Origin of the sequence: Pseudoalteromonas sp. J010 (assembly GCF_003934235.1) — a bacterium.
GTDB classification, from domain to species: domain Bacteria; phylum Pseudomonadota; class Gammaproteobacteria; order Enterobacterales; family Alteromonadaceae; genus Pseudoalteromonas; species Pseudoalteromonas peptidolytica.
Genome location: NZ_RDBW01000053.1, coordinates 12,276 through 29,021 on the forward strand (window position 1 = coordinate 12,276; position 16,746 = coordinate 29,021).

At 42.9% G+C, this 16,746-nt stretch carries 18 protein-coding genes and 1 tRNA gene; 3 read left to right on the forward strand and 16 right to left on the reverse strand.

What is annotated here, in order from left to right:
* Nucleotides 1–275: 275 nt before the first annotated feature.
* A complete protein-coding gene (locus EAG18_RS21255; RefSeq protein WP_125254351.1) occupies nt 276–1,241 on the forward strand; it encodes a zinc transporter ZntB in 966 nt (321 codons plus the stop codon).
* 4 nt (nt 1,242–1,245) lie between these two features.
* Here EAG18_RS21255 and EAG18_RS21260 read toward each other — a convergent pair.
* Nucleotides 1,246–1,320: transfer RNA gene (locus tag EAG18_RS21260), tRNA-Arg, on the reverse strand.
* 216 nt (nt 1,321–1,536) lie between these two features.
* On the opposite strand from EAG18_RS21260, the gene EAG18_RS21265 reads away from it, so the two are divergent.
* On the forward strand, nt 1,537–1,719 hold the full coding sequence (locus tag EAG18_RS21265) for a helix-turn-helix domain-containing protein (RefSeq protein WP_010378988.1): 183 nt from the start codon (nt 1,537–1,539) through the stop codon (nt 1,717–1,719).
* A gap of 70 nt (nt 1,720–1,789) precedes the next feature.
* Here the strand turns inward: EAG18_RS21265 and EAG18_RS21270 are convergent, their stop codons facing one another.
* From EAG18_RS21270 to trmJ, 15 genes are all read right to left on the reverse strand, one after another.
* Nucleotides 1,790–2,578 carry a phosphotransferase gene (locus EAG18_RS21270; protein WP_125254352.1) on the reverse strand — a complete coding sequence of 263 codons (789 nt, stop codon included), beginning with the start codon at nt 2,576–2,578 and terminating at the stop codon, nt 1,790–1,792.
* On the reverse strand, nt 2,565–3,185 hold the full coding sequence (gene pnuC, locus EAG18_RS21275) for a nicotinamide riboside transporter PnuC (RefSeq protein ID WP_125254353.1): 621 nt from the start codon (nt 3,183–3,185) through the stop codon (nt 2,565–2,567). The genes EAG18_RS21270 and pnuC overlap by 14 nt, the downstream gene beginning before the upstream one ends.
* Entirely contained in the window at nt 3,185–3,451 is a 267-nt protein-coding gene (locus tag EAG18_RS21280) for a hypothetical protein (protein ID WP_125254354.1), read from the reverse strand. Before EAG18_RS21280 ends, pnuC begins: the two co-directional genes overlap by 1 nt.
* Before the next feature lie 236 nt (nt 3,452–3,687).
* A complete protein-coding gene (locus EAG18_RS21285) occupies nt 3,688–5,064 on the reverse strand; it encodes a Gfo/Idh/MocA family oxidoreductase (RefSeq protein WP_125254355.1) in 1,377 nt (458 codons plus the stop codon).
* A gap of 353 nt (nt 5,065–5,417) precedes the next feature.
* A complete protein-coding gene (locus tag EAG18_RS21290) occupies nt 5,418–6,491 on the reverse strand; it encodes an aminoglycoside phosphotransferase family protein (RefSeq protein WP_125254367.1) in 1,074 nt (357 codons plus the stop codon).
* A 46-nt stretch (nt 6,492–6,537) separates the two neighbouring features.
* A complete protein-coding gene (locus EAG18_RS21295; RefSeq protein WP_125254356.1) occupies nt 6,538–7,419 on the reverse strand; it encodes an NTP transferase domain-containing protein in 882 nt (293 codons plus the stop codon).
* 94 nt (nt 7,420–7,513) lie between these two features.
* Complete coding sequence (locus EAG18_RS21300; protein WP_125254357.1) at nt 7,514–8,947, reverse strand: NAD-dependent succinate-semialdehyde dehydrogenase; 1,434 nt, start codon at nt 8,945–8,947, stop codon at nt 7,514–7,516.
* 88 nt (nt 8,948–9,035) lie between these two features.
* Nucleotides 9,036–9,374, reverse strand: a complete 339-nt coding sequence (gene fdx, locus EAG18_RS21305) for an ISC system 2Fe-2S type ferredoxin (RefSeq protein WP_125254358.1) — start codon at nt 9,372–9,374, stop codon at nt 9,036–9,038.
* A gap of 1 nt (nt 9,375) precedes the next feature.
* A complete protein-coding gene (hscA, locus tag EAG18_RS21310; protein ID WP_125254359.1) occupies nt 9,376–11,238 on the reverse strand; it encodes a Fe-S protein assembly chaperone HscA in 1,863 nt (620 codons plus the stop codon).
* Nucleotides 11,239–11,279: 41 nt separating this feature from the next.
* Nucleotides 11,280–11,804: a co-chaperone HscB gene (gene hscB, locus EAG18_RS21315; protein WP_125254360.1), complete on the reverse strand. Its 525-nt coding sequence runs from the start codon at nt 11,802–11,804 to the stop codon at nt 11,280–11,282.
* A 60-nt stretch (nt 11,805–11,864) separates the two neighbouring features.
* Complete coding sequence (gene iscA, locus EAG18_RS21320; RefSeq protein ID WP_125254361.1) at nt 11,865–12,188, reverse strand: iron-sulfur cluster assembly protein IscA; 324 nt, start codon at nt 12,186–12,188, stop codon at nt 11,865–11,867.
* 9 nt (nt 12,189–12,197) lie between these two features.
* Nucleotides 12,198–12,581 carry a Fe-S cluster assembly scaffold IscU gene (gene iscU / locus EAG18_RS21325; protein WP_125254362.1) on the reverse strand — a complete coding sequence of 128 codons (384 nt, stop codon included), beginning with the start codon at nt 12,579–12,581 and terminating at the stop codon, nt 12,198–12,200.
* 60 nt (nt 12,582–12,641) lie between these two features.
* Entirely contained in the window at nt 12,642–13,856 is a 1,215-nt protein-coding gene (locus EAG18_RS21330) for an IscS subfamily cysteine desulfurase (RefSeq protein ID WP_125254363.1), read from the reverse strand.
* 23 nt (nt 13,857–13,879) lie between these two features.
* Nucleotides 13,880–14,371: a Fe-S cluster assembly transcriptional regulator IscR gene (gene iscR, locus EAG18_RS21335; protein ID WP_125254364.1), complete on the reverse strand. Its 492-nt coding sequence runs from the start codon at nt 14,369–14,371 to the stop codon at nt 13,880–13,882.
* Between the two features lie 291 nt (nt 14,372–14,662).
* A complete protein-coding gene (gene trmJ / locus EAG18_RS21340; RefSeq protein WP_125254365.1) occupies nt 14,663–15,391 on the reverse strand; it encodes a tRNA (cytosine(32)/uridine(32)-2'-O)-methyltransferase TrmJ in 729 nt (242 codons plus the stop codon).
* A 216-nt stretch (nt 15,392–15,607) separates the two neighbouring features.
* Between trmJ and suhB the strand changes: the two genes are divergently transcribed.
* The gene (gene suhB / locus EAG18_RS21345; protein WP_125254366.1) at nt 15,608–16,411 is read left to right on the forward strand and encodes an inositol-1-monophosphatase; all 804 of its coding nucleotides are present in this window, start codon (nt 15,608–15,610) and stop codon (nt 16,409–16,411) included.
* The last annotated feature ends 335 nt before the right edge of the window (nt 16,412–16,746 follow it).

A 16,746-nucleotide genomic window follows, 5' to 3' on the forward strand; every position in this document is an offset into this window, starting at 1 on the left:
ATAGCCTAACTCCTATAACCCTGCACACCAATTTAATATTTATGACTCGCGTTAGCGCTCAAACAGGCAACTGAAGATTCATAAATTACCTGCGACTCAGAGTGATTGTTCTACAGTAACAGCACTCGTACACTTTTCAAGCAAATACTCTATACTTGCTAATATTGTTAAGGGCATATCCAAACAATTTATTTTATCGCCAAGATATTGAAATGAATTTGAAAAATAAATTATCTATGTCAGGCTTGAGATGAACTTTTTGCTAGGAATAAACAATGACAGGATTACTCCATGCGTGCGTGCTTGATGGTCAAGGTGGCGGTAGAGTACTGTGCGAGCTCTCTGAAATTGGATCAGTCATTCACAAAGAACCCTTATGGCTTCATTTTGATTATAGTTTTGAAGACACCACAGAGTGGTTAAAAAACCAGAGCTTTTTGGACGAATGGGAATACCAAGCCCTCACTGCTGATGAGACCAGGCCAAGAACGGTTAATGGTAATGAGGGGTTACTGGTATTCTTACGCGGCGTGAATTTAAACCCAAAGCAAAGTCCAGAGGATATGGTTTCTCTTCGCTGTTTTGCTAACGAAAAGCTTTTAATAACCTGTCGTAAGCGGCACATTATGTCTGCTCAAGACATGCTTACACAAATTAAAAAGAGCCAAGGGGCAAAGAGTATTGGTGAACTTCTCTCGACTTTAGTCATGCGTCTTTCAATGAGAATGCAAGATATTATTTGGCAAATAGAAGAGCAACTTGATGAGTTTGAGGAAGCCCTAGAAAATAGCGAGCAACTACCCAACTATCAACAACTATCGGTATTAAGAAGACAAACCATCGGCTTAAAACGATACCTCAAACCACAAAAGCTGGCGATCAACGAATTACTACTAGTTAAAGTAAATTGGCTAAATGAAGACCACTTACACCAGTTAGAAGAAGCGAATAATGCACTCAGCCGTTATATTGAAGAATTAGAAGCTGCGATTGAGCGGGCACAAGTGATTCAAAATGCGATCACTAACCACCAAAATGAACAGTTAAACCAGAGAATGTACATCATGTCGGTTGTGGCGGCATTATTTTTACCGCTGGGGTTCTTAACCGGATTGTTAGGTGTCAATATTGGAGGGATCCCAGGTACCGAATGGAATGGGGCTTTTGCCTTGTTTGTAATCATGCTGGTTGTGATCACCGCTGGAGTCGGAGTGTATTTCAAACGCAAAGGCTGGCTATAATGACTGGCGCTCTCGCTAGGGATCGAACCTAGAACTTAGCCTCCGGAGGGCTACGTGATATCCATTTCACCACGAGAGCGACGTCAACATAATAATGCGAAGTGCTAAGAAATACCAGACTATGTTTTCTATATGATTAATTAATAACCGAATTTTGAAAAAAAGCTGTACTTTGAGCAAAAAACCAGTTATTCAACTATGCTTTGAAAATAATAAAATAGAATGAGAGTGCTGTTTAACCGTCAATTCTGACAGAAAAAGGCAGTACCACAATACTTGATTGAGGATCACAAATATGACACCAATGACCACAGAGCAAGTTGCAGAGTTTCTTGATGTTAAAGTTGAACGTGTAAGACGTCTTGCTCGAGAGAACCTGCTAGTAGCAAAAGACACTGATGCCAGTGGCGAGCCAATTTTTGACAAAGCCGATGTGGAAAAATACAAAGAGCTTGCACAACGCTTAGGTGGTATTTAAGCCCAGCTTCTCCCGGTGCCAGTATTGTCAGTCAAGGGAACTGATGCATTACTGGCGTAGCGCCTTGCGTTTATATCCAAAGCGTTAGTATTTCTCTCAATTTGTTCGCTTCATCGACAACCCCTTTTTGCTCATACCAATGAATGCTCAGCAATAAGTATATTTGACAATATACCTTCAATTTAACGTCTGCATAGGATGGTGTGCACTTCTGATTAAGTAGAAAGTAGGTATCAACAAGACGGTATGCTGATGCAACATCACGCTGAAAGCTGCATACTAATGCCGCCAGATCAAAAAAAATATCGTTGTGGCAGGCATATTCAAAGTCAATAAGACGCACGCCTTCAGGACTGCAAATAATATTACTAGTTACCAAGTCATTATGACAAAATGCCATGTCACTTGGTAACCCAGCAAGCTGAGACAAAAGCCATTGCACGTTTACAACAGCGCTACTCTCAAGCTCAATAGCCCTCATATAACCAACAAGGTCAAGAGTTTCATATACAGCAAGCTCAAGCCTATGTACTTGGAGCAATGGTTTTAATAGCGCCTCATCATCTAGCACACGGTTGTACTTACCCTCAGGGATATATCTGAATATGGCCATTCGCGTATCCATATCATATTGTAGTGCCGTCGAGGTAACTCCAACGCAAGCAAGCTTATTCTGTGCTGCTAGTGCTGCAACAGGAATATCATGACTGTAACACTTTATGACAAATTGCTGACCATCACTGGTTATCAGATAATTGTTATTGCTCACCCCTTTCGTAAGCTTTCGTATATCATTAACAGCCACACCAAAAACTGCATTTACGCTTGCTTTTATTGCTTCTAGTTCAGAGTGTCGCAAGAGACTTACCTTGCTTTGCTTCATACTCTTCATACCAACGTTTATAGCCCCAACAAGCCATTAAGGTGTAGAAGATGAAAAGTACTAACGTCGGGTAGAACCCTTTTAGATAATAAAGATAAATAGATGCTGCATCTATAACAACCCAATATAGCCAATTCTCAAGTACTTTCTTTGCCACCAAGTAGGTGGTCACCACGGCGAAACAGGTTGTAAAGCTATCTAGATAGGCTAAATCCGCAGACATATAATGTTTAGTCACATAGCCAAGTACAACTGACACAATAGCTGTCACGGCTATCACACTAAGATGTTTTGACATCGACCAAGAGGTTATCCGACTTGGGGTATTCTTGTTACCTTGACGCCACATCCACCAACCGACAACTGCCATCACCATATAGTAGAAATGCAGCAAGGATTCCATCACGAGTGCACCGTTCCAATATAAGACTGTATATATAAAAGTATTGATAAATGCCACAGGCCAGCACCAGATATTTTCTTTAATGGCTAATAATAAWTATGCCACGGCTAGCACGACTGCAATGTACTCCCAAATAGACATGGCAGTAAAGCCAGCTAGCGTATCCGTTAACCACTCCATTAAATAACCGCACTTTGTGTTGGAGATAAATCACCGGCAATAAACTTACAAACAAAAATACTCTTACCAAACGTTTCAAAAGAGCGTTTCATTTCTTGGTTTATGATAGAAGTAACGAGATCAAACTCTCCAAAGACCTGAGTCGACATGGTATTGGTGAGTACTTTTATATCATCGTGTTGATTTAATCTATCAATAAAACCTTGAATAAAAGGGATGTAGTCTTGATGAAGTGGATATTTACTGATTTCAACAGAAACTTGCATGAACGCTCCTTACAAATAGCAATCAATTGGCAATATATGTATTCATTTTATTTTAACTTAATATGGTACTAATTTGAGGGAAAATTTAAGACTCCGGCGTTAGTCTAGTGTAAAAAATATAGTCACTTAGCAAAAGGCGAACTTCTCTTCGCGGATATAGTTCGCCCCATCTTATTACTCACTGTTTTTATTCTTTTCAATGTGCTTTAGCACCTACGAAAGCGCCATGGCCACTCCTAAACAGTAACAATCCCAAGCGGTGCTGCGGTTTGCCAAGCACCACGAGTAAAATCAGGAATGCTTAATGATTCACTACGATTTGCCACAGATTGTGCCGATAGTGGCGAGATCACTGACCAAGCTGCGCCATCATAAACATCTTGATCAAGCGGCTCACCATTGCGTAAACAATAAATCATGCGCCAAAACATTAAAAAGTCCATACCACCATGACCACCATTGCGCTCTGCTTCTTTACCCATTTTAATCCATAGTGGATGGTCATATCGTTTATACCACGACTCCATGTCGTGATCCCATTCATGGAAGCTCTTAGTACCGCCTTGCTCCAAAGCAATACGGTTAGGAAAGCCAGCAAAGACACCATTGGTACCTTGGATGAGGTTATGACGTGAGTAAGGTCTTGGGGTGGTTGTGTCATGTTGCACCACGATACTCCGTCCCTTAATGGTTTTGATCATTGTTGTGTTCATATCACCAGCCACGTAGTTTAACTGATTACGCTCGTGATCTGCTGAAAACTCTCGCTTTGCATATGCAGCACGGCCAAGTGCTGGGGAGCTCATTGAAGTAAGGTAATCGAAACGATCGCCTCGGTTGATATTCATGTATTGGGAGACTGGCCCCAACCCATGGGTTGGATACAAATTACCATTACGCTTCGTATGCCAATGAGTACGCCACGACCCCGTTTTATGCTCAATTTCTTTCATCTGCCAACGCAGTTCGTGGATATATGCGGCCTCTGCGTGAAGCAATTCGCCGAATATACCTTGTCGAACCATATTCAGCACCATCAGCTCATCGCGGCCATAGTTGACATTTTCCATCATCATGCAGTTCTTTTGCGTGCGCTCAGCGGTGTCAACGATTTGCCACATTTCTTCAACAGTTAATGCCAATGGCACTTCGACAAAAGCATGCTTGCCACTGTTCATCGTGTCAATGGCCATTGGCGCATGCCATTTCCATGGCGTTGAAATGATAACGATGTCAATATCATCCCGATTAAGCATATCTTGATAAGCTAAATCACTACCACGATACAGCTCAGGCTTTGGTAGCCCCCGTTCGTCAACGAGGTAACTAGCTGACTTTTCGAGAACTGCATCATGAGTATCACAAATGGCAACAATGTGCGCGCCCTCAATATGACTCATACGTTTAACATGACCATAGCCACGCTGACCCACCCCGATAAAACCAACACGAACAACATCCATTTTTGGTGCAACAAGCCCAATGACCGAACGCCCTTGCTGCTTGGGTATGATATTGCTATTTTGATTTGAACTTGCGCAGCCAGCAACAACACTGGCAGCCGCAGCAGCACCTGCGGCTTTTAAAAAGTCGCGGCGATTTACATTTTTCATTTTGACTCCTAAACGATACTTCATAAACAGCGTACACGTACCAGTTAGCCTTAATACTTGCCCAATTTGAAGAAGCAAACCTGACGTTAACTGCGCTCAAAATTTCTCATTTAAAACACTAAATAACAAATTTTTTGCCTTCCTGCATGAATGTAGGTAGCTTGGCGATAACAGAACGCAGTAGCGGTGTTAGCAACAAGGTTTTCTCGCCTCAAAATCGCAAACTCAATCAAGCTAATTGGTATCGGTGCTGAGTGTAAACAAGCTAAACTATACCGATTCTAGGTTCAAAAGATTGCGATAAAACCATAAAAAAAGCGCCTAAGCGCTTTTTATCAATACCCTATTTTCAACTAGATAGAGTGTATAATTTCTATTAAGTTAGGTTCTTTTTCTAAGACACTCGCATAAAGTGCCAGCTGGTTTTTAGCTCTATCTAGATTATGGCCAGTTCGATGAATAGCAAAATAGTTATCGCCATCCAAGTAGTCGGTCAAAAAACGCAAGCCTATCATTAATGGCATAACTTTAGCGCCAAGAATAAAGCTATCTTTCTCAGCTTTTGTCACGCTAGCTTGCAAAGGTTCAATATAACCCCGAGCGAGTGCCGAAAATATATTCTCCCTAACTTGTACTTGAGCCAAGTTGGTTGAATCTTCCGGCTCAGGAGAACAAAAAGTGCGCACCATATCACCAAAATCAAATAGCCAATGGCCAGGCATGCAGGTATCTAAATCAATGACCGCTCTGGCTTGGTCACTATTTGTTGAAAACAGCATGTTATTGATTTTAGTATCATTGTGACAGGCTCTTAACGGTACAGCTTGCTGTACTTCTTGTAATTCATCCGCGAGCGAGAATTGTTGCTGGAAAGCCTCTATCACCTCACCGCACAGCTTAGCTCTATTATGCTCATCTTTCTTTAGCACCTTATTGAAAGTATCAATGCGCATCGCCAAATTATGAAAATCAGGGATCACATGATGTAACTGGGTTGCATCAAAATCATTTAGGGCATGAGCAAATTGTCCAAACGCATTTGCAGCGGTTTGAGCCTGCTGTTCGCTTGTAACCACATCTTCACTATAACTGCGACCAATAAATGCAAGCGCACGCCAAACTTCGTCGTTAATATCAACTAAATATTGGCCTGAACTCGTTGCTAAATGCTTAATAATAGCGAGGCTATATTCACCATTGAGCGCTTTCGATGTTAAGTGTTGCTCAATGGCACGAGCATTTTCTACTAAATGCTGCGGATTGGGGAATACATTAGTATTGAGCTTTTGTACTACCATGGTTTTCTGGGCGTCTTGCAACAACATTGTTGTATTAATATGCCCACTGCCGATCGGCTTCATTTTTGCTTCTTCACTAATGAGCCCATATTCATCAGCGAGCTGTTGCGCAACAGCTTGATATTCCATATTCACCTCAAAAGAAGATAAATCGAATGTTGTTGTGTGAAGAGGGTTATTTTCCTTGACGTGCTTCATAGATCTTTCTTGCGACAATATTAAGTTCGCTCTTATAGGTTATGCCATACCAATTAGATTTGGCCTGATAGACAGACACCGCTTGCGTGGCAGTATTGATACAGTGTTGAATACAATCTGGCAGATAATACTCGCTTTTGACACCGTTGTCATAATTCTTTAGAAACCCGATAAAGCCACTTTCAAGTGTAGTGAACAACTCAGGTGTAATCCCCCAGAAGGTCATAGAAGACAACGCTCTGGTGTCTAGGTAACAAGGTTTTCCTGAAATTTCACCATACAATTGACCGTTCTCTAAACGGATATTGAGCGCCTCTTCAACCGAATGCAGCTTTCCTTCTTCAATTACACAAATACCTCGGTTTACACCACCTTGCTCTGATAGCGTATTAATAATTGGATATGCCACCATTGCCATATTATTGTGGTATTGAAAGTGTTCCACGAGTTGTAAGAACGCATCAGCTCCATAGTAATCGTCCGCTGTAATGACGATGGCAGGTTTATTTACATAAGGTTTGGCACATAGCAGTGCATGTCCAGTTCCCCAAGGTTTATCACGGCCAATTAGACAATCTTGGTAACCCTCAGGTATATCCGTTAACTTTTGCTCCACTAAGGTAACGGTTAACGACTCTGGTAATCTGGGTATGATGACATCTTCGATGTAATCTCGCACTTTATCGTTGACTATCATTATGACGTCGCGCACACCAGCTCGGTGGGCATCTATGATGCTCAATTCCATAATGCTCTGGTTAAGATTCGGCAGCTCAGCAACCTGCTTATTACCACCAAATCGACTTCCCAGCCCACCCGCTAAAATAATGAGTGCGGGATATTGATTGATTCCTGTCATTGAAAAAATATCAAAAGTCAAATGAGCGGATTAGTGTACTGAGCTTTTGCATAGATTAAAAGCGAATACGAGTAAGCAAATGAAAATAGTATTTTTAATAAAACTTTTGACACAAATATTTTATTTCCTGATATTCACTCAACCCCTCTTGCGCACCCTCCCGGCCAAGCCCTGAGAACTTTACACCGCCAAAAGGCGCGACAGGATTGGATATGATCCCTTCGTTAATTCCAACCATACCATATTCAAGTGCTGCACTGACTCGTCTGATTTGATTAACTTCATTTGAATAAAAATAGGCTGCAAGTCCTTCTGGTACAGCGTTTGCCATTTTCACCGCCTCACTCTCCTGCTCAAAGCTAATAATACTGACAATAGGAGCAAAGATTTCTTCATGGAAAAGCGCCATCGTATTATCTACGCCCGTGATCACCACTGGTGCCATAAACTGGCCAGCTTGGTTATCGCCTTGATAGGCAATATTTGCGCCTTTAGCTAACGCATCCTCGAGTAAGCGCTGTGCTTTTTGCTTTGCCTCAATAGAAATAAGTGGCCCAATGTCAACGCCTTCCTCGAAGCCATTGCCAACCTTAAGTTGTTCAACTTGCCGTGATAACTTGTCAGTGAAATCAGCAGCAATACCTTGTGCAACAAACACGCGATTTGCAGCTACACATGTTTGTCCTGCGTTTCTAAACTTCGCCGCCATCAAGCCATTTATCGCTTGCTCAATGTCAGCGCTATCAAAAATAATAAATGGGGCGTTGCCACCAAGCTCCATGGACGTTCTTTTTACCGTGTCTGCGCATTGTTTTAATAGTGCACTACCTACTTGTGTTGAACCCGTGAACGTAAGCTTTCTTACTTGAGGGGACTGAGTCAAATGCGCCACTAATCCTTTTGAGTCATTAGTAACAAGGACTTGAAAAGCACCGACTTCCATTCCCGCTTGTATCGCAAGCTTAGCTAAAGCGATGGCCGCAAGAGGGGTTTTCTCGGAAGGTTTTAGAATAAAGCTACATCCTGCTGCATAGGCTGGTGCTACTTTTCTGGTGATCATCGCCAGTGGAAAGTTCCATGGTGTGATCCCAAGTACCACACCAACCCCCTGCCGAATGGTAGTTAGCGTATGCGATTGTGAGTGGCTAGGGATCACTTGACCATAGGCTCGTTTAGCTTCTTCACTATACCATTCGATAAATCCAGCAGCATAATCCGCCTCAGCAAGCGCCTCTTTTAGCGGTTTGCCTTGTTCTTTAGTCACTATCTCAGCCAGTGCTTGTCGATGCTCAACAACCAGCTCATACCATTTTCTAAGTACTTTGCTACGAGTGTGGGCTGTTGAGTTAGAGAGTGTTTCAAAAGTTTCAGTCGCGGCTTGCAGCGCTATATCAGCAGCCTGATTATCTGCCTCAGAAACCTGGGTAATGGATTCACCTGTCGCAGGGTTTATCACATCGACTTGCTGTTTACTGCTATGCGATTGGCCATTGATAAGTGAAAATTCGGGATTACTGATGAGTGACATAGCGTTCCTCCTAGAAAAACAAAAAGCCGTAGTACAAGACTACGGCTTTATTAAATGCGTCATTAACAACCTAGGTTGTTAACTGTACTTAATGGTCTTCATTAACGATATTGAGATTGTACTTTGGAATTTCAACCACCAAGTCTTCATCACTAATTATCGCTTGGCAGCCTAAACGTGATTCAGCTTCCAGTCCCCAAGCTTTATCTAGCATGTCATCTTCAAGCTCATCACTTTCTTCTAGTGAGTCAAAACCTTCACGGATCACGACATGGCAAGTGGTACATGCACATGACTTTTCACAAGCATGTGGAATACTAATGCCATTTTTTAATGCCACATTAAGCACTGTCTCACCCGTTTTTGCTTCAATTGCAGCACCTTCTGGACACAACTCTTCATGGGGTAAAAAGATAATTTGTGGCATATTACACCTCGTCTACCGACTGCCCTTGCAGTGCTTTCTTAATTGATTGATCCATACGACGTGAAGCAAAATCGCTACTCGCCTGATCGACTTCTTCGATCGCCTTTTTGATTTGCTCTGGGTTTTCTGCACTTTCACGAATGTTAGCAAGCTCTGTCATTGCAGTACGTAGCGTATGAAGTTCGTCTTCCAGCAGCAAGTTACCATCAGTGGCTAATGATGCTTCTAGCGCTTCTAATACTCGTAGCGCTTCAACTTGCTGTTCTTTAAGCATCCGAGCACTCATGTCTTCTTTTGCGTTACTCATTGAGTCTTTAAGCATTTGCGCTACTTGATCGTCACTCAAACCGAATGATGGCTTAACTTGGATCTCAGCTTGAACACCAGTCGATTTTTCTTCAGCCGACACACTCAATAGACCATCAGCGTCCACTCTAAAGGTCACACGAATATGCGCAGCACCGGCAGCCATTGGCGGTATACCTTTGAGACTAAATTTCGCTAAACTACGGCAATCATCAACGAGCTCTCGCTCACCTTGCAATACATGCAGTGCCATAGCCGTTTGACCATCTTTAAAAGTAGTAAATTCTTGTGCACGTGCAACCGGAATGGTGGTATTGCGCGGAATAATTTTTTCAACCAATCCCCCCATAGTTTCCAAGCCTAAAGATAATGGCAATACGTCAAGCAGCAGCATATCAGAGTCTGGCTTGTTACCTACTAAAATATCAGCTTGAATAGCAGCGCCTAGTGCCACAACACGGTCTGGATCAATTGAGGTAAGAGGCTCTTTGGCAAAGAAGTTACCGACTTCTTCTCGTACTACTGGCATGCGGGTCGAGCCTCCAACCATCACAACTTGTAGTACTTCCTCTTGGGTCACATCAGCATCTTTTAACGCACGACGGCAAGAGCGTAAGGTTTTTTTAACCAACGGCATCGCAAGTTCAGCAAATGCTTGGCGCGTAATCGTCACAACAAATTTTTGCTCACGAACAGGTAGCTCAACGTTTACGGTCTCGTAACTTGATAGTGCTTCTTTACAGGCTCTCGCCTTATTGATAAACAGGCGTAGTTCTTTTGGATTTAAATCAAATAGTTGAGTTTGCTGCTTAAAAAAGTCGACCAGCAATGAATCAAAATCATCACCACCAAGGCTCGAATCACCGCCTGTTGATAATACCTCGAACACCCCTTGATTCAGGCGTAAGATAGAGATATCGAACGTACCACCACCGAGGTCATACACCGCGATAACACCTTCTTGACCAGAGTCTAGGCCATAAGCTACTGCCGCTGCGGTCGGCTCGTTAAGCAACCTCAATACTTTCAGACCAGCAAGCTCGGCTGCATCTTTTGTACTTTGCCTTTGCGCATCATCAAAATACGCAGGTACGGTGATCACCGCGCCCATTACATCTTCACCTGCAAAGCTATCAATAGCCCGTTGGTGTAATGTTTTTAAAATTTCAGCGGAGGCTTGTACTGGGCTTACAGCGCCTGCCACAGTTTCAATAGCAAGCGAACCGTTATTATCGACAAAGTTATAAGGCAACTGGCCATAGCTTTGTTCTATTTCAGATTGCGTTTTACCTAAAAAACGTTTTACAGAAATAAGCGTATTAGTCGGGTCTTCAGCAGAAGCAGCTTGGGCTTGTTCACCTACTATAACCTCTGAGTCAGTATACCTTACTACCGAAGGCAACATGGGCTTACCCATTAAGTCGCTCAGGGTTTTTGTTTCGCCACTTTGCACCGTGGCAACAAGAGAGTTAGTGGTACCTAAATCGATACCAATTGCTAATTTATGCTCATGAGGTGCCGCGCTCTGCCCCGGCTCAGCAATTTGCAATAATGCCATAATGCTCTTTTCACTTTAACGTTTGTTGATGTTACACATCATCAATCGAATAAATCATCTTCGATACGTGCTAATTCATCGCGTAATTTGTAGACAAATTTCAGCTTGCGAATATTATCGGCTGCCGCTTCCAATACGTTCGTATCATCGCTTTGAAGCTGTTCAGCAAGGGAGGCGCTAAACTCTATATCTAACGCTTTAATTTGAGTTTCAAATTCTGCAATTGCGCTGTCTGGGTCCGTGGTATTAGGGAGCTCCTCTAATGCTTCACGCAGTTCCATTTGCTGCATTAAAAACAGGGGATCTTGCAGTGTTTGTTGCTCAGCTCTAATATCAACGCCCTTCTCGCTCAGCATATATTCAGCACGCTTAACAGGGTGCTTAAGTACTGCCAGCGCATCGTTAATCTCAGCTGTTTTTTGGACCGCAAGTAGTTTCTCACGCTCACCTTTACCAGCGAACCTATCTGGGTGAACCGCACGTTGTAGCTCCAGATAGCCTTGATTCAATTTATTTAAATCAACGTGATACTCGACAGGTAAATCAAATAATTCAAAATAACGCATACGCACCTAATACAGCAAAGCCCCACCAAGGCAGGGCTTTAAGCTATTCACTGTTGCAAACTATACGGTGAAGCTTTCGCCACAGCCACATTCGTCTTTCTGATTTGGGTTATTAAATTTAAACCCTTCGTTCAGACCTTCTTTTGTGTAATCTAGCTCTGTGCCGTCAATATAAACTAGACTCTTCGCATCGACGATGAGTTTTACGTTTTTGTCTTCAAAAACCTCATCGCCTTCATCTAAGTCGTCGACAAATTCAAGAACATAAGCAAGACCTGAACAGCCCGTGGTTTTTATACCAACGCGCAGCCCAATGCCTTTTCCACGGTTACTCAAAAAGGCTAATACGCGATTAGCGGCTGCATCTGTTAACGTCACTGCCATAATATTCTCTTACTTCGCTTGTTTACTCTTGTAGTCTGCAATCGCAGCTTGTATCGCATCTTCGGCTAAAATTGAGCAGTGGATCTTCACCGGTGGCAACTCAAGTTCAGCGCTGATATCTGTGTTTTTGATGGTCGCAGCTTCTTCTAATGATTTGCCCTTCACCCACTCTGTTACAAGTGATGAAGATGCAATGGCACTACCACAACCATAGGTTTTGAACTTTGCATCTTCAATGATACCTGTATCAGAAACCTTGATTTGTAGCTTCATCACGTCACCACATGCAGGCGCCCCCACCATGCCAGTTGCAACGTTTGGATCATTTTTGTCTAGAGAACCTACATTACGTGGATTCTCAACGTGGTCGATAACTTTATCACTGTAAGCCATAACTATTTCCTCACTACCTGCTTGCGGCTGGAGCGTATCCAGCCAGCGGCCAAAACTTGCTTAATGGTGTGCCCACTCAACGCTATCTAAATCGATGCCATCTTGGTGCATTTCCCAAAGTGGCGACATCTCACGTAGGCGACCTATTGAATCTTTGATCAGATTGACGGTGTAATCGATCTCTTCTTCTGTCGTAAAACGACCAATACTAAAACGAATTGAGCTATGTGCAAGTTCGTCGTTACGTCCTAATGCACGTAGTACATAAGATGGCTCCAAGCTTGCCGATGTACATGCTGAGCCAGAAGAAACAGCGATATCTTTTACCGCCATCAGTAGGCTCTCACCCTCAACAAAATTAAAGCTAATGTTTACAATGCCAGGTACTGATTGATCGATAGCACCGTTAAAGTAAACTTCATCCATATCCATAACACCATCTAGCAAACGCTTACGCAGCGCGCTGATATGTGCATGGTCTTTTTCAAAATCTTGCTTGGCAACTCTACATGCAGCGCCCAGCCCTACAATCTGGTGTGTCGCAAGCGTACCTGAGCGCATACCACGCTCATGACCGCCACCGTGCATTTGTGCTTCTAAACGCGCGCGTGGTTTACGGCGAACATATAACGCGCCTATACCTTTAGGACCATAAATTTTATGGCCAGAGAATGACATAAAATCGACCTTTAATGCTTGTAGGTCAATTTGCACCTTACCGGCGCTTTGTGCTGCATCAACGTGGAACATAATCTTACGCTCACGACACATTTCACCGATAGTCGCGATATCTTGGATCACACCCAGTTCGTTATTAACGTGCATTACGCTCACTAAAACAGTGTCTTCGCGCATTGCAGCTTCTAACTTTTTAAGATCAAGCAAGCCGTTCTCTTCCACATCCATATAAGTGACTTCAAAGCCTTGACGCTCAAGCTCACGACACGTGTCTAGCACCGCTTTATGCTCTGTTCGTACCGTGATGATGTGCTTACCTTTCTTTTTGTAAAACTGCGCGGCACCTTTAATGGCAAGGTTGTTTGATTCAGTTGCACCAGATGTGAAAACGATTTCACGCGGATCAGCATTGATTAAATCAGCGATATCATTACGCGCCTGATCAACCAGCTCTTCTGCTTGCCAACCGAAACGGTGTGAACGAGAAGCTGGATTACCAAAGTTACCATCCATTGTCAGGCACTGCATCATCTCGTCTGCAACACGCTGATCAACCGGTGCGGTTGCTGCATAATCTAGATATATCGGTAATTTCATTTATCTCTCCGCTTGACGTCAACTTAGAGTTGACAGCTCACTTGAATATTGTCTAATTGCTCAATTGCACGTCTTACGTGCTTGTCTTGTCGCGTTGCTACAGATTGCACATCTGCATCAGCGACTAACTCTGCTAGGGAAATATTATTTAAAAACTCTTCTATTCGCACACTTAGGTCAGACCATAAAGAGTGAGTCAGACAGCGCATACCACTTTGGCAACCACCGCCCTCGCCGTGGCAACGGGTCGCATCAACGGACTCGTCAACGGCATTAATCACATCACCAACAGAAATTGTGTGCGCATCACGGCCTAGTAAATAGCCGCCGCCAGGGCCGCGTACAGAGCTGACTAAACCATGTTTACGTAGACGGGCAAATAATTGTTCAAGGTAAGATAGCGAAATCTCTTGTCTTTCAGAGATATCTGCTAGTGGAACAGGGCCAATACTTGCGTGTAACGCAACATCTAACATTGCTGTCACGGCGTATCTGCCTTTTGATGTTAGTTTCATGCACAATCCCCGCTAATTTACCAAGCCGCAAATTTTAATTACTTGACTAGGATAGTCAAGTATTAACCAAGCATAAAAACGGCTTTAGACCGACAAACCTTGTATGCTTCACCCTAATACCTGAGTAATTTAATCAGGTATTATCGATATTGTAATTACCTGAGTATTTTAGTCAAGTATTACTGTTGAAGATTTATGCAAAAATATGAAGGGTCAATCAAACTATTTTAGGAGGGTCAAAATGAGAAGCACCGGTGTAGGGTGCTCACCGATGCCAACTGAGTGTTCATTTTATCTTTTGGTAGATTTGTCCACTGAACTTAATATCCCACGTAAAATATTAAGCTCTTGATCTTCAGGTCTGGCACGATTGAACAAACGCTTCAGTTTAGTCATCACCATGCCTGGATGCTGTTTAATGATAAAGCCTGTATCATTTAAGGTATTCTCGAGATGCTCGTAAAATAGCTCCATTTGTTTTGATGAAGGATAAATTGTTTCATCAACTTCTTCAGGCTGCTTATCAAGCGTATCCAGATACGTCATTCGTGTTTCATAGGCGAGTGTTTGCACCGCCATTGCAAGGTTCAGCGAGCTATATTCTGGGTTTGCTGGAATACACACATGGTAATTACAAAGCTGTAATTCCTCATTCGTCAAGCCACTATTCTCTCTGCCAAATACTAATGCAACGGGAGCATTTACTGACTCTGCTACTAGTTTTTGCGCACATTCACGCGGGTCGACCATTGGCCATGATAAGGTACGTGAACGAGCACTAGTGCCTATTGTTAAAGCACAATCAGCAATTGCCTCCTGAAGTGTATCGACTTTAATTGCAGCACCAAGTACATCCGTTGCACCGGCAGCCAGCGCACTGGCATGACTGTCCACTTCACACGCAGGATCAACTAAATAGAGTTTAGATAACCCCATCGTCTTCATTGCCCTTGCGACAGAGCCAATATTGCCAGAGTGTGAGGTGTTTACTAATACGATTCGAATATCTTCTAAAGCCATTTACACGAGTCTCAAACAAAAATAATGACGCAGTGTAGCATATCTCAGCGGTGTTAAGCCAAATTCAACTCTGGGGAAATAAAAATCCTATACACAGCATGAATGTACAAAAAACACCCAGAAAAATTCTCTATTAGATGTTTACTTTAGAGAAAAAACCGCTAGAATACGCCGGCTCAAAATGATCCTGTTCTTTTACAACCTAAAGGTAATGCTATGCATCCAATGTTGAACATTGCGGTACGCGCTGCGCGTAACGCGGGTAAGGTTATCCTACGTGCAAGTGAAGATTTATCGCGCGTTGAAGCTACTCAAAAAGGCACCAATGATTTAGTTACAAACATCGATAAAGATGCGGAATCAATCATTCGTGACACTATTTTAAAATCTTACCCTGATCACGCTATTGTTGGTGAAGAATTTGGTCACCACGAAGGCAAAGATGCAGACTACCTTTGGGTTATCGATCCCCTAGACGGTACTACTAACTTCGTTAAAGGGATTCCTCATTATGCTGTTTCTATCGCGCTAAGAGTTAAAGGCCGCGTAGAGCAAGCAGTTGTATACGATCCAATCCGCGATGAATTATTTACCGCTTCTCGTGGTCAAGGCGCGCAGCTAAACAATAAGCGTATTCGTGTATCTAAGTCTATTGAATTACAAGGTACTGTGCTTGCAACAGGTTTCCCTTTCAAGCAAAAGCACCATATGGATGCTTACCTAGAAGCGTTCAAAGCATTATTCATTCATACCGCTGATATCCGCCGTGCAGGCTCAGCTGCACTAGATATGGCATATGTTGCAGCGGGTCGAGTGGATGGTTTCTTTGAAATTGGTCTTAAGCCTTGGGATACAGCAGCCGGTGAGTTGCTAGTAAAAGAAGCAGGTGGTATGGTCACTGACTTTGCAGGTGGCGCTAACTTTAACCGTAGTGGCAACATCATCTGCGGCGCACCTAAGCTTTGCCAAGCAATTGTAAAAGAAATTCGCCCAGTATTGACTGAGTCATTGCTAAAGTAATAGCGCTGGCTGAGATGAAAAAACCCAAGCATTGCTTGGGTTTTTTTGTGTCTGACTCGGTCGCAACAATAGCAAGCGCTAGCTGTTATTCCAAAACTATACCAATTTTCTTAATTAAGTAGGCTATTTTGAGGCGAGAAAATCTTGTCGATAACACCGCTTCCGCGTCCTGCTCTCGCCGAGGTACCTACATCCTGTAGGCAAGGCAAAAATTTAGCTATTTAGTTGTTCTAAATAAAAAATTTTTAACGCTGTTAGCGTCAGATTTACTCCTTCAAAGTGAGCAAGTATTAAGTCAAATTGGTATTAGGTATTTAAGCTGAGCGTCGGATACC

Coding starts and splice junctions, on each gene's coding strand:
- iscU (WP_125254362.1), bottom strand. CDS start 12,581: ATGGCTTACAGTGATAAAGTTATCGACCACGTTGAGAATCCACGTAAT.
- EAG18_RS21280 (WP_125254354.1), bottom strand. CDS start 3,451: ATGCAAGTTTCTGTTGAAATCAGTAAATATCCACTTCATCAAGACTAC.
- EAG18_RS21290 (WP_125254367.1), bottom strand. CDS start 6,491: ATGGAATATCAAGCTGTTGCGCAACAGCTCGCTGATGAATATGGGCTC.
- trmJ (WP_125254365.1), bottom strand. CDS start 15,391: ATGGCTTTAGAAGATATTCGAATCGTATTAGTAAACACCTCACACTCT.
- fdx (WP_125254358.1), bottom strand. CDS start 9,374: ATGCCACAAATTATCTTTTTACCCCATGAAGAGTTGTGTCCAGAAGGT.
- EAG18_RS21255 (WP_125254351.1), top strand. CDS start 276: ATGACAGGATTACTCCATGCGTGCGTGCTTGATGGTCAAGGTGGCGGT.
- EAG18_RS21285 (WP_125254355.1), bottom strand. CDS start 5,064: ATGAAAAATGTAAATCGCCGCGACTTTTTAAAAGCCGCAGGTGCTGCT.
- EAG18_RS21265 (WP_010378988.1), top strand. CDS start 1,537: ATGACACCAATGACCACAGAGCAAGTTGCAGAGTTTCTTGATGTTAAA.
- hscB (WP_125254360.1), bottom strand. CDS start 11,804: ATGCGTTATTTTGAATTATTTGATTTACCTGTCGAGTATCACGTTGAT.
- iscR (WP_125254364.1), bottom strand. CDS start 14,371: ATGAAACTAACATCAAAAGGCAGATACGCCGTGACAGCAATGTTAGAT.
- suhB (WP_125254366.1), top strand. CDS start 15,608: ATGCATCCAATGTTGAACATTGCGGTACGCGCTGCGCGTAACGCGGGT.
- EAG18_RS21295 (WP_125254356.1), bottom strand. CDS start 7,419: ATGACAGGAATCAATCAATATCCCGCACTCATTATTTTAGCGGGTGGG.
- iscA (WP_125254361.1), bottom strand. CDS start 12,188: ATGGCAGTGACGTTAACAGATGCAGCCGCTAATCGCGTATTAGCCTTT.
- EAG18_RS21300 (WP_125254357.1), bottom strand. CDS start 8,947: ATGTCACTCATCAGTAATCCCGAATTTTCACTTATCAATGGCCAATCG.
- EAG18_RS21330 (WP_125254363.1), bottom strand. CDS start 13,856: ATGAAATTACCGATATATCTAGATTATGCAGCAACCGCACCGGTTGAT.
- hscA (WP_125254359.1), bottom strand. CDS start 11,238: ATGGCATTATTGCAAATTGCTGAGCCGGGGCAGAGCGCGGCACCTCAT.